The organism is Methylopila henanensis (assembly GCF_042681025.1).
Taxonomy (GTDB): Bacteria; Pseudomonadota; Alphaproteobacteria; order Rhizobiales; family Methylopilaceae; genus Methylopila; species Methylopila henanensis.
On the sequence record NZ_JBHUER010000010.1, the window covers coordinates 461,372 to 476,214 of the forward strand.

Genomic DNA, 14,843 nt, shown 5'->3' on the forward strand with positions numbered 1-14,843 from the left:
TCTCATGACCGACACGGACATCCCCCCGCGCGAGGACGACGGCCTCGCGGACGCAGGCGTCGAGGAGCGCGCGACGATCGAGGCCGAACTCGACGCCGCCCCCGAAAGCCTGCGCCGGGGCGTGGAGGTGATCCGCGAGCAGGTGAAGCGCCTGCCGAATGGGCCCGGCGTCTACCGCATGTTCGACGCCCGCGGCGACGTGCTCTACGTCGGCAAGGCGCGCTCGCTGAAGAAGCGGGTGGCGAACTACGCCCGCGGCGTCGGCCACAACACCCGCATCGCCCGCATGATCGCCGAGACGGCGGCGATGGAGTTCGTCTCGACCGAGACGGAGACCGAGGCGCTCCTGCTCGAGGCGAACCTCATCAAGCGCCTGCGCCCGCGCTTCAACGTGCTGATGCGGGACGACAAGTCGTTCCCCTACATCCTGATCGCGACCGACCATCCCGCGCCGCAGATCGCCAAGCACCGCGGGGCGCGGACGCGCAAGGGCGACTATTACGGCCCCTTCGCCTCCGCCGGCGCGGTCGGCCGCACCATCGACGCGCTGGAGCGCGCCTTCCTGCTGCGCTCCTGCGCCGACAGCTACTACGAGCGTCGCACCCGTCCCTGCCTGCTGCATCAGATCAAGCGCTGCTCCGGCCCCTGCACCGGCGAGATCGCGCTCGACGACTACGCCGTGCTGGTGGAGGAAGCCCGCGATTTCCTCTCCGGCAAGAGCGACCGGGTAAAGACCGACCTCGCCCGCGCCATGGACGAGGCGTCGGAGGCGCTCGATTTCGAGCGCGCCGCGGTCTATCGCGACCGGCTCGCGGCGCTCGCGGCGATCCAGGCCAACCAGGGCGTCAATCCGCGCACGGTCGAGGAGGCCGACGTCTTCGCGATCCACGCCGAGGGCGGCCAGACCTGCGTCGAGGCGTTCTTCTTCCGCGCCTACCAGAACTGGGGCGCGCGCGCCTATTTCCCGAAGGCCGACCGATCGCTCGAGACCGGCGAGGTGCTGGGCTCGTTCCTGTCGCAGTTCTACGACGCCGAGGAGCCGCCGCGGCTGGTGCTGCTGAGCGAGGAGATCGAGGACCGGGCGCTGCTGGGCGAGGCGCTCACGATCCGCTCCGGCCGCAAGGTCGAGGTGGCGGTCCCCGCCCGCGGCGAGAAGAAGGAGCTGGTCGACCGCGCGCTGTCGAACGCGAAGGAGGCGCTCGGCCGCAGGCTGGCCGAAACCGCGACGCAAGGAAAGCTGCTCGCCGGCGTCCAGCAGGCGTTCGGCCTCGCCGCGCAGCCGCAGCGCATCGAGGTCTACGACAACAGCCACATCATGGGGACGGCGGCGGTCGGCGGCATGATCGTCGCGGGCCCGGAAGGCTTCCAGAAGAACCAGTACCGCAAGTTCAACATCCGACCCGAGGACCTCACCCCCGGCGACGACACCGGCATGATGCGCCAGGTGCTGCGCCGCCGCTTCGCGCGGCTGCAGAAGGAATCGCCGCGCGACGCGGAGGGCCGGACGGCCGAGGACGCCCCGCCCTGGCCGGACCTCGTGCTGATCGACGGCGGCCAAGGCCAGCTCGCCGCCGCCCGCGAGACCCTGACGGAGCTCGGCCTCTCCGACGTGCCGCTGGTCGGCATCGCCAAGGGCGTCGACCGCGAGGCGGGCCGCGAGACCTTCTTCCTCGAGGGCCGGCAGCCGTTCCGCATGCCGCCGCGCGACCCCGTGCTCTATTACGTCCAGCGCCTGCGCGACGAGGCCCACCGCTTCGCGATCGGCACGCACCGGGCCCGGCGCTCCAAGGAGTTCGTGGCCAATCCGCTCGACGAGGTGCCGGGCGTCGGCCCCACCCGCAAGCGCGCGCTGCTGCGCCACTTCGGCACCGCCAAGGCGGTCGCCCGCGCCGGCCTCGCCGACCTCGAGAAAGCCCCCGGCGTCAGCCGTTCGATGGCGAAGGCGATCTACGACTTCTTCCACGAGAAGGGCGAGCGGTAAGCCGCCGGCCGTCGCCCGGATCGCGCCTGCGATGTGGAATGACGCGTTGACGGCCGTCCGCCTCCCGTGGTCGTGTCGCGCCGGTCAGACATCGCATTCTCCGGCGGCGCGCTCCATGAGTCCCGAAAGCCAGCTCGACCCGGTCAGTTCAGCAGCGGTCCGCCAGGGGCGGAACGCCTCGCGGCTGCACGTGACGAGCCTTCCGAACCTCCTCACCTATGGCCGCATCGCCGCGGTGCCGGTGGTCGTCGGCTGCCTTTACGCCGAGGCCGACATCTACCGCTGGTGCGCGGTCGGCCTGTTCATGGTGGCCGCCATCACCGACTTCCTCGACGGCTACCTCGCCCGCGCCTGGGCGCAGCAGTCGCCGCTCGGCCGCATGCTGGATCCGATCGCCGACAAGCTGCTGGTCTCCGCCTGCCTGCTGATGCTCTGCGCCATCAACACGATCGAGGGCTGGTCGCTCTGGGCCGCGGTCGTCATCCTGTGCCGCGAGGTGCTGGTCTCCGGCCTGCGCGAGTTCCTGGCGGAACTGCGCGTCAGCGTGCCGGTGACGCGGCTCGCGAAGTACAAGACCACGGCGCAACTGATCGCGGTCGGCTTCCTGCTGGCGGGGCCCGCCGGCGACAAGATCCTGCCCGGCGTGACCGCGGTCGGCCTCGGGCTGCTGTGGTTCTCGGCGATCCTTACGCTTTACACCGGCTATGACTATTTCAGGGCTGGCCTGCGCCACGTCCTGGAGGAGCCGGTGGAATGAAGCTGCTCTACTTCGCCTGGGTGCGCGAACGCGTCGGACGCGCCGAGGAGGTGGCCGAGGCCCCCGCCGGCGTCTCCACGATCGGCGAGTTGATCGCCTGGCTGCGCTCGCGCGGGCCGGAATACGCGCACGCCTTCGAGTCGGACGCCATCCGCGCCGCCATCGACCGCCGCCACGCCAAGCCGGACGCCAAGATCGCCGGGGCGCGCGAGATCGCCTTCTTCCCGCCCATGACCGGCGGCTGAGCGCCGCCATGGCCGTGCGCGTGCAGACCGACCTATTCGACGCCGCGCGCGAGACCGCCGACCTCGGCGCAGGGCACGTCAACGTGGGCGCCGTTGTGACCTTCACCGGGCTCTGCCGTCCCAACGCCGACTCCGGCGCGCCGCTCGAGGCGCTGACGCTCGAGTGCTACCCCGAGATGGCCGAGGAGGAGCTTTCCCGCATCGAGGCGGAGGCCCGCGCGCGCTGGCCGCTGATCGACGCGCTGATCGTCCACCGCCACGGCCGCATCCGTCCGGGCGAGCCGATCGTGCTTGTGGCGACGCTGTCGCCGCACCGCGCCGCGGCCTTCGCGGCGGCCGAGTTCGTGATGGACTATCTCAAGACCTCCGCGCCGTTCTGGAAGCGTGAGGAGACCGCCGACGGCGCCTCCTGGGTCGCGGCGAAAACCGCCGACGACGACGCGCTGGAGCGCTGGTCGCGCGGCTGACCCGCGCTCGTCGAGCGATCACCTGAGATTCGCCTCAAGCCCTCGCGCTGCTTGGCTTTTCGGCCTGCGCGCGGCGCCGCATGCTTGCGTTAACTATCCTTAACTTTAATAAAATATGACCATCGCCGCCGGTCCGGCGCGGCTTTAGGATTCAGGCCATGTCGGGTCGCCTCTCCTTCCGCGTCAGCACAGCCATGATCGTCGGCGCCTACGCCATCATCGCGGGCGTTCTGGTGCTGGCGCTCGGCGGAAACCTGCTTCAGGCGGCCTCGACTTACACGCCGCAGATGTCGTGGCTGATGCCCGAGGCGACCGGCGCGCGCATCGCGGCGCTGAAGGCCGCAGGACGCGCCGACGTGGCGTCGCTCTACGCGCTCGTGGCGGCGCTGTCCTGGGGGCTGATCGGCGCGCTCGCCGCGGGCGGCTTCGCCTGGGGCGCGCTGAACAAGGGCGAGACGGTGATCGGCGTCGACAAGGCCTTCACCTATGTCGCCGTGCTCTCGGGCCTCTACGCGCTGTCGACCGGCATGACGATGGCGGTCCACGCCCTGCACGTGACGTTGCCGCCGGGAGGCCTGAGCGCCGTGCCGGCGCTGTGGTTCGCGACTATGATCCCGAGCGCGGCGATCCTCGCCCGCATCGGCGGCATGGTGATGCACGATCTCGGCGCGCTGATCGCGATCGCGATCGACGCCGAGCCCAAGCGGCTCTCCGAACTCGTCGCGACCGTCGAGGCCCGGCGGGGAGCGGAAAGCCTCGAGGCGCGCGTCGCCCGCCTCATCGCCCGGCGCGCGCCCCGCGCCTGAGCGCAGGCTGACGGGCCCCGCGGCGCCAGCGCGTCCGCTCCCCACCCACGCCCTGCGACCCCGGCCGGCTCCGCGTGAGCCGGAATCCCGCCATGGCGCAGCCGTGGCCATACACAACCATAGATTGATATCAGCATTAGACCGTATATTTACGGTCGCTGCGATTTGGCAGTCTGGAGGAACGGTCGCCGCTCCAGCGCGGCGGACACGGTGGTTCACGACGTCGCGTAAGCAGCGAAAGATCCGCAACCCCTTTCCCGGCGCTTCCCCATGAAACTGTTCACGATCGGCGACAGCATCTCGCAGGGCTTCATGTCGCTCGCCGCGGCGCGCACCGAACTGTCCTACTCGACGCTGCTGGCGAAATGCCTCGGCCTCGCCGCCAGCACGGACGAGTACCCCATACCCTTCTGGGGCGAAGGCGGGCTGCCGATCAACATCGAGAAGCTGCTGCGCAGCCTGCAGCGCAAATACGGCAGCGACATCCGCGGCCCGATCGAGTGGCCGCTCGCCGTGGCCACGGTCAACGGCATCCTGGACGACGTCGAGGACTATTATGAGCGCGGTCTCGGCAACATCGCCCTGCCCCAGGCCGGCCGGCGCCAGTTCTTCCCCAACGTTTCGGTGGCCGGCTTCACGGTCGCCGACGCCTGGACGATCACGCCGCGCCTGTGCCTCGAACGCATCGCCGCGGACGAGGCGAAGAACGGCGGCGACGGCTTCTTCGACCTTCCGAACGCGGCCTTCGAGCGCACCGCCCATGCGGTGCTCAACCCGTCCCGCGACCCGCGCTTCAACGACTACAGCCAGTTGCGCTGGCTCAAGCATCACCATCACTCGGAGGGCGTCGAGAACGTCGTCGTCTGGCTCGGCGCCAACAACGCGCTCGGCACTGTCGTACGCATGGGCGTGAAGAGCACCGCCAGCGCGCGCAAATCGCCGCTGAAAATGAGCCTCGACGAACGCAACGAATACAATCTCTGGACCGTCGAGCATTTCACGGAAGAGTACGAAGTCCTGATGGACAAGCTCCACGCGACGCTCTCGACCGGCAAGCGGGACTGCAAGGTATTCATCGCCACCGTTCCCGCCGTCACCATCGCGCCGCTCGCGCGCGGCGTCGGCGCCTCGCACGAGATGAACGACCCGTTCGGGACGCTGCCGAGCGCGAAGTACTTCGACCGCTACACCTACTTCCTGTTCGACCACGACTACGCCCGGCGGTCCGGCAACTCGCTGACGCGCGACGAGGCGCACAGGATCGACACGACGATCGCCGGCTACAACGCCGCCATCGCGAGACTGGTCGCCGACTACAACGCCAAGGCCCCGTCGGCGGGCGGGCGCAAGGTCGAATACGTGCTGGTCGACATCTGCGCCCAGCTCCTGCGCCTCGCCTTCAAGCGCAACGACGGCCACCCGCCCTACGTGCTCCCGCCGGAGCTCGTCGCGCTGAACGAGAAGCTCGGACGCACCGTCGACACGGTCTATTACACCGTCGACCGCAAGGCGAAGATGAGCGCCGGCGGCGTGTTCAGCCTGGACGGCGTGCATCCGACCGCCATCGGCCACGGCCTGATCGCGCGCGAGTTTCTGGAGGCCTTCGCGGCGGCCGGCGTCGCCGCGCCGCGCAAGCTCGACTGGAATGCGATCGTCGCGAGCGACTCGCTCTATTCAAACCCGATCGCGCTGATGCCCGAGCTCTACGACAACACCCGCCTCGCCGGGCTGCTGCTCGACCTGCTGCGGCTGCCCTGACGGCCGGGCCGTCAGAACATCCGGCCGCCGTTCGGCGTGGGGAGCGTGGGCGCGAGCAGCACGACCTCGCCCTCGGAGTCGGGCACGCCGAGAGTCAGCACCTCGGACATGAACTTCCCGATCTGCCGCGGCGGGAAGTTCACCACCGCGACCACCTGCCGGCCGACGAGCTCGGACGGCGCGTAATGGCGCGTGATCTGGGCCGAGGATCGCTTGACCCCGATCTCCGGCCCGAAGTCGATCCGGAGCTTGAGCGCGGGCTTGCGCGCCTCCGGATAGGGTTCCGCCTCAACGATCGTGCCGACGCGGATGTCGACCTTCAGAAAGTCGTCGAACGCGATCGCGGGCGTCGCGGCGGATCCTGTTCCGTCGGCCATCAGGCGGCGGTCGCCACGTCGTCGGCCGCCTCGTCGCGGCGGCGCTCCGACGCGCGGCCGAGAATGCGGCCGCAGACGCCGCGGAAGGGCGCCGTCAGCCGGCCGACGTCGTCGGCCCGGCGCGCCCAGCGCTCGGCCTTCCGGAGCTGCTCGTCGAGCGCCTTCATCGTGCGGGCGAGGCCGGGATCGTCGTCGTCGAGGAAGACGTCGAACACCCGCGCGTTCGCCAGCACCAACGCCTGCGCGCGCGCGGCGCCGAGCGGACCGGATTCCTGCACGCCCGCCGCCGCCAGCATCCACTGCATGGACGACACCGCGACCTGGTTCATCGCGCCGGCGCCGAGCGGATCGACGCTGAGCCCGCGCCGCACCGCCCTGAGCGCGGCGCGGTGGGGCGCCAGCGCCTCGAACCGCCGCATCAGCACGTCGAACAGGCGCTCGCGCGCCGGCTCGTCCACGAGGTCGTCGGCGCGGCCCGCGAGCACCTCGAGATCGATCCGCCGCACGAAGCCGGCGAGGATCGCGCCCTTGGAGGGGAACAGCGCCCGCAGCTCGGCCAGCGAGACGCCGGCCTTCTCCGCGATGTCGAAGAGCCCGATCTCGCCCCAGCGCCGCTCGGCCAGCAGGGCCAGCAGCGCGTCGACGACCTTCTCGCGCGGATCGCCGCCCTTGGGCTCAGGAATGGCCCTCTCAGGAGAGGCCGCGGCGGCCTCCGGCGTCGGGGCGTTCGGATCGGGCTTGGCGTCGTTCGACGGTTTGCGGGCCATGGCGGATCTCCTCCCTGGCGTTCGATCGGGTCGGACGCTGAACATAGGATGGCTGTGGCGGCGCTTCCATGACGAAGCGCCCGCCCCTCGCAACCTGAAGACCCGCGACGCCCGGCCGGCGGGACCTTAGAGCTTGATCTCGTTGTCCGCGGGCATCGTCGCGCCGGGCGCCGCGGCGGCGCCTGCGGCCGCGCCCGTGATGTCCGGCGAAGGGATCGCGAGCTGCAGCGCGTCGGCGGTCTCCTTCCAGACCGACGCCAGCAGGACGGGATCGCCGTTCAGCTTCCGCCCATAGCTCGGGATGATCGCGCGCAGCTTGTCGCCCCACGCGCCCTTGACCTGATCGGGGAAGGCCCGCTCCAGCAGGCCGAGCATGACCGCAGGCGAGGTGGAGCCGCCGGGCGAGGCGCCGAGCAGCGCCGCGATCGAGCGGTCCTTGGCCATCACCACCTCGGTGCCGAGCTTCAGCACGCCGCCCTTCTTGGGGTCGTTGTAGATGATCTGCACGCGCTGGCCGGCCTGCCACAGGCGCCAGTCCTCGTCCTTCGCCTCGGGATAGTACCGGCGGAGCTCGGCGAGCTGGGCCTCATGGGACTGCACCAGTTGCCCGGCCAGATAGTTGACGAGAGCGATCTCGTTCCAGCTCACCTGAAGCATCGGCGCGACGTTGCTGAGCGTCACCGAGTCCGGCAGGTCGAAGTAGGAGCCGTGCTTGAGGAACTTGCTCGACCAGGTCGCGAACGGCCCGAACAGCAGGACGCGCTTGCCGTCGAGGACGCGGGTGTCGAGATGCGGCACCGACATCGGCGGCGAGCCGACGTCGGCCTTGCCGTAGACCTTGGCGAGATGCTGGGCCGCGACCTGCTCGTTCTCGGTCACGAGGAACGAGCCGCCCACGGGGAAGCCGGCGTAGGACTTCGCCTCCTCGATGCCGGAAAGCTGCAGCAACGGCAGCGCGGCGCCGCCGGCGCCGATGAAGACGAAGCGCGCGTCCACCGTCTGGATCTTGGCGTCGTCGTTCATGTCGAAGGCGGAGATGCGCCACGTCCCGCTCGGGTTGCGCGTGATCGACCGCACCTCGACGCCGGTGGTGAGCTTGAAGGTGGGCTTCGCGGTCAGATGTCCGAAGAACTGCCGCGTGATCTCGCCGAGATTGACGTCCGTGCCGAGCGGCGAGCGCGTCGCCACGAGGTTCGCGGTGTCCTTGCGGCCGGCCATGGACAGCGGAATCCATTCCGCGATCTTCGCGGGGTCGGTGGTGATCTCCATGCCGGCGAACAGCGGACTCGCCTTCAGCGCCTCGACCCGCTTGGTGATGAAGGCCACGTTGTCCGCGCCCCAGCACAGGTTCATGTGCGGCGTGGAGTTGATGAAGGCGCGGGGATTTTCGAGGATGCCGGTCCGGACCTGGTGCGCCCAGAACTGGCGCGAGATCTGAAACTGCTCGTTGATGTCGATCGCGCGGGCGATCTGGACGTTCCCCTTGTCGTCCTCAGGCGTGTAGTTCAGCTCGCACAGCGCCGAATGGCCGGTGCCGGCGTTGTTCCAGCCGTTCGAGCTCTCCTCGGCGACGGCGTCCAGCCGCTCGAAGGTCTCGATCCGCCACTCCGGCTCAAGCTCCGAAAGCATCACGCCGAGGGTCGCGCTCATGACGCCGCCGCCGATGAGCAGGACGTCGACGCTGCGGTCGGCTGTCTCGGCGCGGTACTGCCCGGCGGTCGCCCATTTGTAGGCGAAGAACGCGGCGCCGGCGCCGAGGGCGGTCCCTAGAAGGCGGCGGCGCGTGATAGCGAGCGGCTTCGACGCGGCCCTGGGCGTGGTCTCTCTTTCGGTCATGAATGTGCTCCGCGGAGGCTGCTGATGGCCGACGCATATGCGCAAACGCTGTCGGCGCTCAGTTTTTTGTAATTATTACAACCACCTATCCGGCGGCATAGACGAAAGTCTGTATACCCGCGGGCGACGGGTGTCCAGCAGCGGCGGGAACCGCGCGACGGCGTGGGGAAAACCTCCGGCGGCCAGCCCGCTGCAGGCTGGTCGCGCACTCGCCGCACACGCGACGAGACGGCTCCGCGGCGGAGACCGCCGCAGAGGCGCGAAGATGTCCGGGTCTGAAACCAACGGAAAGGACGCTCCGGCGGCGGACGCGGGGAACTCCGAAAAGCTCCGAAGCGTCCGTCCGCCTTACGGCGCCTCTGTCTAGGCGCGGCCCCGTCATAATGCAGGGCGGGCGGCTTTTCGCAGGCCCCGGACGACGCGCGGGCTAAAAGCCCGCGAAGCGTCCGCAAACCTGCGCTGCGACCGACGTCCCGGGACGCAGGCCGCCGGAAAGGCCCACGGCGCCGATTTGCGGCCATCCCGTTGTTTGGCAAATAGCAGACGTCTGCGGCGACCTCAGGGAAGGCCAGCCGCCAGAAATGACGTGAAGGCCCGGAGGCGCAGGTCACCCGAAACGCTAAGCCTACGCGCCGCCCGCCACATCGATCGCGACCTTGCCGCGGAGCGCCCTTGCGGACCCGTTCTCTGCGAGTTCGTGCGCCTCATTCATCCGTGCCAGAGGAAATGTCGCGCCGATCACAGGCTTCACCAATCCGCGCTCGATGAGCCCGGTCAGCGCGTCAAGCTTGCCGCGATTCTGACGCGTGAACACGAAGTGATACGCCGCGTTCTTGCTCCACGCGTCGATGAGGTTCTGCGGCTGACTGATGTCGACGATGCTGACCACCCGGCCGAACGCCGCAAGCGTTAAGGGGCTTCTGGTGAGCGTAACCCCGCCTACCGTGTCGAAGACGACGTCGACGCCATGTCCGTCGGTCAGGCGAGAAACCTGCGTCACGTAGTCGTCGGCGATGTAGTCGATCACGTCATCGGCGCCCAGAGAGCGCACGAAGTCATGATTTTGGGCGCGAGCTGTCGCAATCACCCGAGCGCCGATCGCCTTGGCGACCTGGACGGCGATGGCGCCGACGCCGCCTGCGCCGCCATGAACGAGGATCGTCTCTCCAACGCTCAGTCGCGCCCGCTGGACCAACGCTTCCCAGACCGTGCCGCCCACGAGGGTCAGGCTTGCCGCTTCGATATGACTGAGATTCCTCGGTTTTCGTCCAACGATGTCCACGTTAGCGACGTGCTGCTCGGCGTAAGAGCCGTCGCCGCCGAAAATCTCCGGCGTGTAATAAACCTCATCGCCGATCGAGAATTCGTCGACCCCCGGGCCGACTTCCTCCACGACCCCCGAGATGTCGTGGCCGATGATCGCGGGCAGCGGCACGTGGTCTTTGTAGTCGCCGCGGCGGATCTGGTAATCGAGCGGATTGACGGCGGTCGCGTGCACGCGCACGCGCACCTGGCGCGGCCCCACAACGGGCGCCGCCACCTCGCGCAGCTCGAACGTGTCGGCTCCCCCGAAGCGGGGGAGCACGACGGCCTGCATGGTCTTGGTCATGACCAACCTTCCGATCAGTTCTTGACGAAGCGGCTTGGGCGATTTGCGGAAGGCTGCTTGCGGCTTTCAACCGCCGAAGGGCGCGCTTGGGTCTGACGAATGACCCACGTTCCGTGCGCCTTGGGACCTCGGGTCTCAAACTCCCGACGAATCTCGGCGCGCGAATTCGTGGTCGACGGACCCTCGGCCTGAACGGGAGCCGAGGCGGCCCCTATGAGCGCCGCGGCGGCCATGGCGCCCAGACGCCACGTCGCGCGGAAGAAGTGATGATCGCTGTTCATAGCTAGACTTCCCTTTCAAAAGGCTCAGCCGGACCAGGCGGCCTCGGACGCCTATTGCGCTTTCGCGCCCATCGGAGGCGCGCTGTGTGAGCGAGAAGTGAGAACCCTGGATTGCCTTCAGTAGGCAGGCCGATCTAGCTTCAGCTTCAATCGATTTTTGAAAGCGAATCGATGCAGGTCGACGATCTGAACCTCTTCGTCCGCATCGCGCGGCTGGGCAGCATCAGTTCCGCCGCTCGCGACCTGGGCCTCAGCCCGGCGAGCGCGAGCGCCCGGCTGGCGGCGCTTGAAAAGCGTCTTGGCGCTCGGCTGATCCATCGGACGACCCGGCAGGCGACCCCGACCGAGGACGGGCTCGCGTTGTTGCCGCATGCGGAGCACGTCGTGCTGGCTATGGAGGCTGCACGAGCCGCGATCGGACGCGGGCAGGCCGCGCCACGCGGCACATTGCGGATAGCGGCTCCGGCCTCATTCGCCCGGATGCACATCGTGCCGGGGCTGCCCGAATTCTGCGGTCGTTATCCAGATCTGGCGATCGACCTCAGGATCTCGGACAACGTGGTCGATCTGGTCGAAGGCGCCTTCGACCTTGCGGTTCGATACGCCGACATCAGCGACTCATCGTTCATCGCGCGGCGGCTCGCTCCGGATCGGCGCGTGCTTGTCGCTTCGCCCACGTACATCGACCGTCGCGGTCGGCCGAACACGCCCGACGAACTGGCGGAGCACGCCTGTCTGGTAGTCGGCACGCTCGATCTCTGGACGTTTCAGGCGAAGGGTGGGGAACGCATCGAACGGCGCGTCACGCCCGGGCTTCGGATCAACGACGGCGGCGCGGTGCGTGACGCGGCGTGCGCCGGGCTTGGCGTCGCTCTCATGGCGACCTGGTGCGCCTCGGACGAACTTCGGTCCGGCGCCCTCGTGCCCATCCTTCCGGATTATCCGCTCGTCTCAACGCAGTCGCTTTGGGCGCTCTACCCAAGTTCGCGTGAGCTCGCGCCCAAGGTCCGGGTCATGATCGACTGGCTTGTCCAAAGATTTGGCCGGCATCCGTATTGGGACCAAGGTCTGGAGAACGTCCTTGGGCCGACCATCTTCGACGCCCGCTGAGGCTCTTAGGCGCGCGACTTCCTCCGAGATCCTTCAAGCAGCCGCACTTGGAAGATGGGTCCAAGCCAGCCCCTGCCGACCATTCGGTCTCAGGCGTCATGCCCGGAGAAGCTGGGCATCCACGATTTGACAGGAACGTGGCGCTCCACGCCGAAGTCGCGGACGCCCGGCCTTCGCCGGGCATGACGATGGCGGCTGTGCGGGGAGACGCCCAGACGCTCAAGCGCCGGAAACGCCGGACGCCCGAAACGGCGCCCGGCGATCTCCGATCAAGTTCTCACTGGAACTTGTAGGTGACGCCCGCCATCATGGTGCGGCCGATCCCGAGTTTGGCGCCGTCGCTGCGGTCCGTGATGTAGAACTTGTCCGTCAGGTTCTGGCCCGACACCCAGGCCGTCAGCTCCTGCGTGACCTTGTAGCTGGCGCGCGCCGAGAGCAGCCAGACGCCCTTGACCCGGCCTTCTTCCACGTCCAGCGGATTCATCGGCAGGTTGAGGGCGTCGGTGTAGAAGCCGCCCCTGTAGGTCCAGCTCATGCTGGCGTCGAGGCCGCTGTCATGCTGCACCCCGAGCGTCAGATTGGCCGTGTGCCGCATGGATTCAGGCACCTCGTTGCCCGAGACGTCCGCGCCGCCTTCTTCGGTCCCCTTCACGATCTTGCTGTGGACGTAGGTGTAGACGCCCTCGCCGTAGAGGTTCCAGGGGCTGGTGATGAAGGCGCGGCTGTCGAGGCGCGCCGAAAGCTCCACGCCGTCGAAGCGGACCTTGTCGAGCGAGCTGAACACCCGGTCGCCGAGGTCGGACTGGAAGGCCTCGCCAAACTGGTAGTTCCGGATGTCGCTGTGGAAGTAGGCGACGTCGAAGGTCAGGCCCTGCACGGCCTTGGTGCGGACGCCGATCTGGAAGTTGTCGCCGACTTCCTTCCGCGGGGCGATGTAGCCGTCGTCGGCTTCGAGCACGTCGCGCACGATGTGGGGCGACAGGCCTCGATGATAGCCGCCATAGACCGTCGTGTCCGGCATGGCCTCCCACGCGAAGGAGAGCATCGGCATGACCTGCAGATAGGACGAGTTTCCGTTGTTGGCGGAATCGTCGAGATCGCGGAATCCGATCTTGTAGCGCTCCAGACGCACGCCGGGGACGAGCGTGAAGGTCGGCGTCGCCTTAATGGCCGTCTGGGCGAAGGCGGCGAAGGATTTGGCGGTGAGCTTCTGCGCGCCGTCGTCATCGCCGCGGTTGCTGAAGTCCAGACGCTCGTTCGTGTCGCCGATGCGGTTCTGGTTGTCGAAGAAGTGCTCCTCGTACCGCACGCCCGCCTGAACCGTGTGCGTCATCCCGCCGAACAGCGGCAGATCGGCGCGTTCGATGCGGGAGTCCGCCCCCACGTTCCGGTAGAGGCGGTCGCGGCCCTCCATCACGAAGTCGGACGGCGGATCGTTCGACTCGTCGCTGACGTAGAAGCGGGCGCGATCGTGATGATTGCCGTAGATCCGCGTGGTCAGAGTGGTCTTGCTGTCGATGTAGTAATTGTGAGCGATCTGGCCGCGGAAATAGTCGGCGTTGTAGGTGTTCCAGTCGTAGCAGCTGCCGCATGCGACCGGAAAATTGCCGTTGTCGGCCCCGCGCTTCTTGTTGCGCTTGAACCTCCTCAGCTCCGAGAGCGTGCCTGAGAAGTTGTCTTCGTCGTAATGATCGCGTTGACGGTGGAAACCGCCCGAGAACGTGAGGTCCTGGTTTTCGCCGCGAATGCCGATCGCGGCGTAAAAATCATTGTAGCCCAGTTTTTCGACGTCCCATGCGCCGCCGGCGTCGAGCCCCGAATAGGACAGAACGACGCCGATATTGTCGACGGACTGGCGCGTATGGACATGGCGCATGTTGTTCAGGCTCTTGTCGGCGCCTTTCGTGTCGCCGATCGCCGCGCTGAACACCGTCTCCTTAGGCCCGAATGGCGAGAGGTTGCGGAAATTGATGACGCCGTGATTGTTCAGCGGCCCGTAGTTCACAAGCGGTCCCTTGAGAACTTCGATGCTTTCGATGCGCTCCGGCGGCGGCGTGTAATGGGTGCCGGCGTCGAGATAGGGCGAGAAGTTGATAGGAACGCCGTCCTCCATGACGAGGACCTTGCGCGACCGGCGGAACGGCGAACCACGCAGGCTGATGCCGGAGTGCCGTCCGAAGCCGTCGTCCGAGACGGTGGCGACGCCGGGCACGTTCCTGAGCGCGTCATGAGTCGTGAGCGGACGCTGGCTTTCGAGATCCTGCAAGGAGACGCGATTGGCCGCGCCCGCGAAATCCTGAAGATCGGCCGGCAGCATCTGGCGCGCGTCGACCGGACCGACGGGGCCAGCCTCGGCTGAGGCGCCCGCGGTCGGCGTCTGTGACGGGGCGCCGATGACGTCGATCTGTTCAAGCCGGGTCGCGCCGCCCTCCTGGGCGCGAAGCTCCGTGGAGGCGAGCGCAGCCGCCACGCTGGTGGCCGCAAGCAGCGCCACGCGTTGTTGTTTTTTCTTCATTGGCCCCCCAATAGGGGAAACACTCCCCTGGGGCGGAGGGAAACATTTCCTCCCAGAGCGGGGCTAGTCCTGCCTTGATCACGAAATGATCATCCACCTCACATTATTGTAATAATCTAAGTCTAAGGCGCCACTAAGTATTATTATTATGATATGTTTCTCAACCTAGTGGTATCAGCGTCTTCCGCTTGACTGATCGGAGCGGTCTGGTCCTGTCCGGGCGAGCTGGTCGTAAGCGACGGTGCCGGCGACGTCGCAGATATAGATGGCGTGCAGGGGCGTAAGCCGTCTTGCACCGCACGACCTGCCGGAATCAGCCCGACCCGGCCTTACG

The 14,843-nt window shown here is 67.8% G+C and carries 13 protein-coding genes; 7 read left to right on the plus strand and 6 right to left on the minus strand.

The window, feature by feature from the left end:
- Window positions 1-4 precede the first annotated feature (4 nt).
- The 6 genes from uvrC (at window position 5) to ACFSCV_RS15330 (ending at window position 6,014) form a co-directional block, all read left to right on the plus strand.
- Window positions 5-1,981, plus strand: a complete 1,977-nt coding sequence (gene uvrC / locus ACFSCV_RS15305) for an excinuclease ABC subunit UvrC (protein WP_378800434.1) — start codon at window positions 5-7, stop codon at window positions 1,979-1,981.
- Window positions 1,982-2,096: 115 nt separating this feature from the next.
- Entirely contained in the window at window positions 2,097-2,738 is a 642-nt protein-coding gene (gene pgsA / locus ACFSCV_RS15310) for a CDP-diacylglycerol--glycerol-3-phosphate 3-phosphatidyltransferase (protein ID WP_378800435.1), read from the plus strand.
- Window positions 2,735-2,983 carry a molybdopterin converting factor subunit 1 gene (gene moaD / locus ACFSCV_RS15315; RefSeq protein ID WP_378800436.1) on the plus strand — a complete coding sequence of 83 codons (249 nt, stop codon included), beginning with the start codon at window positions 2,735-2,737 and terminating at the stop codon, window positions 2,981-2,983. The genes pgsA and moaD overlap by 4 nt, the downstream gene beginning before the upstream one ends.
- 8 nt (window positions 2,984-2,991) lie before the next feature.
- On the plus strand, window positions 2,992-3,450 hold the full coding sequence (locus tag ACFSCV_RS15320; protein ID WP_378800437.1) for a molybdenum cofactor biosynthesis protein MoaE: 459 nt from the start codon (window positions 2,992-2,994) through the stop codon (window positions 3,448-3,450).
- 158 nt (window positions 3,451-3,608) lie between these two features.
- Window positions 3,609-4,256 carry a hypothetical protein gene (locus ACFSCV_RS15325; RefSeq protein WP_378800438.1) on the plus strand — a complete coding sequence of 216 codons (648 nt, stop codon included), beginning with the start codon at window positions 3,609-3,611 and terminating at the stop codon, window positions 4,254-4,256.
- Between the two features lie 270 nt (window positions 4,257-4,526).
- The gene (locus ACFSCV_RS15330) at window positions 4,527-6,014 is read left to right on the plus strand and encodes a hypothetical protein (protein WP_378800439.1); all 1,488 of its coding nucleotides are present in this window, start codon (window positions 4,527-4,529) and stop codon (window positions 6,012-6,014) included.
- A gap of 11 nt (window positions 6,015-6,025) precedes the next feature.
- Here the strand turns inward: ACFSCV_RS15330 and ACFSCV_RS15335 are convergent, their stop codons facing one another.
- The 5 genes from ACFSCV_RS15335 to ACFSCV_RS15355 all read right to left on the minus strand — a co-directional run bounded on the left by ACFSCV_RS15335 (window position 6,026) and on the right by ACFSCV_RS15355 (window position 10,884).
- Window positions 6,026-6,391, minus strand: coding sequence for a tRNA-binding protein (locus ACFSCV_RS15335; RefSeq protein WP_378800440.1), 366 nt, complete (start codon window positions 6,389-6,391; stop codon window positions 6,026-6,028).
- Window positions 6,391-7,158, minus strand: a complete 768-nt coding sequence (locus tag ACFSCV_RS15340) for a TetR/AcrR family transcriptional regulator (protein WP_378800441.1) — start codon at window positions 7,156-7,158, stop codon at window positions 6,391-6,393. The genes ACFSCV_RS15335 and ACFSCV_RS15340 overlap by 1 nt, the downstream gene beginning before the upstream one ends.
- 126 nt (window positions 7,159-7,284) lie before the next feature.
- Entirely contained in the window at window positions 7,285-8,994 is a 1,710-nt protein-coding gene (mqo, locus tag ACFSCV_RS15345) for a malate dehydrogenase (quinone) (protein ID WP_378800442.1), read from the minus strand.
- A 625-nt stretch (window positions 8,995-9,619) separates the two neighbouring features.
- Window positions 9,620-10,603, minus strand: coding sequence for a zinc-dependent alcohol dehydrogenase family protein (locus ACFSCV_RS15350; protein ID WP_378800443.1), 984 nt, complete (start codon window positions 10,601-10,603; stop codon window positions 9,620-9,622).
- Window positions 10,604-10,617: 14 nt separating this feature from the next.
- Window positions 10,618-10,884, minus strand: coding sequence for a hypothetical protein (locus ACFSCV_RS15355; protein WP_378800444.1), 267 nt, complete (start codon window positions 10,882-10,884; stop codon window positions 10,618-10,620).
- A 171-nt stretch (window positions 10,885-11,055) separates the two neighbouring features.
- Between ACFSCV_RS15355 and ACFSCV_RS15360 the strand changes: the two genes are divergently transcribed.
- Entirely contained in the window at window positions 11,056-11,994 is a 939-nt protein-coding gene (locus tag ACFSCV_RS15360) for a LysR family transcriptional regulator (RefSeq protein WP_378800445.1), read from the plus strand.
- A gap of 277 nt (window positions 11,995-12,271) precedes the next feature.
- On the opposite strand, the gene ACFSCV_RS15365 is transcribed toward ACFSCV_RS15360, so the two are convergent.
- Window positions 12,272-14,488, minus strand: a complete 2,217-nt coding sequence (locus ACFSCV_RS15365) for a TonB-dependent receptor family protein (RefSeq protein WP_378800446.1) — start codon at window positions 14,486-14,488, stop codon at window positions 12,272-12,274.
- Window positions 14,489-14,843 lie beyond the last annotated feature (355 nt).

Excerpts from the sequence above, each read along its gene's own strand:
- uvrC (WP_378800434.1), top strand. The coding sequence starts at position 5 with ATGACCGACACGGACATCCCCCCGCGCGAGGACGACGGCCTCGCGGAC.
- pgsA (WP_378800435.1), top strand. The coding sequence starts at position 2,097 with ATGAGTCCCGAAAGCCAGCTCGACCCGGTCAGTTCAGCAGCGGTCCGC.
- moaD (WP_378800436.1), top strand. The coding sequence starts at position 2,735 with ATGAAGCTGCTCTACTTCGCCTGGGTGCGCGAACGCGTCGGACGCGCC.
- ACFSCV_RS15320 (WP_378800437.1), top strand. The coding sequence starts at position 2,992 with ATGGCCGTGCGCGTGCAGACCGACCTATTCGACGCCGCGCGCGAGACC.
- ACFSCV_RS15325 (WP_378800438.1), top strand. The coding sequence starts at position 3,609 with ATGTCGGGTCGCCTCTCCTTCCGCGTCAGCACAGCCATGATCGTCGGC.
- ACFSCV_RS15330 (WP_378800439.1), top strand. The coding sequence starts at position 4,527 with ATGAAACTGTTCACGATCGGCGACAGCATCTCGCAGGGCTTCATGTCG.
- ACFSCV_RS15335 (WP_378800440.1), bottom strand. The coding sequence starts at position 6,391 with ATGGCCGACGGAACAGGATCCGCCGCGACGCCCGCGATCGCGTTCGAC.
- ACFSCV_RS15340 (WP_378800441.1), bottom strand. The coding sequence starts at position 7,158 with ATGGCCCGCAAACCGTCGAACGACGCCAAGCCCGATCCGAACGCCCCG.
- mqo (WP_378800442.1), bottom strand. The coding sequence starts at position 8,994 with ATGACCGAAAGAGAGACCACGCCCAGGGCCGCGTCGAAGCCGCTCGCT.
- ACFSCV_RS15350 (WP_378800443.1), bottom strand. The coding sequence starts at position 10,603 with ATGACCAAGACCATGCAGGCCGTCGTGCTCCCCCGCTTCGGGGGAGCC.
- ACFSCV_RS15355 (WP_378800444.1), bottom strand. The coding sequence starts at position 10,884 with ATGAACAGCGATCATCACTTCTTCCGCGCGACGTGGCGTCTGGGCGCC.
- ACFSCV_RS15360 (WP_378800445.1), top strand. The coding sequence starts at position 11,056 with ATGCAGGTCGACGATCTGAACCTCTTCGTCCGCATCGCGCGGCTGGGC.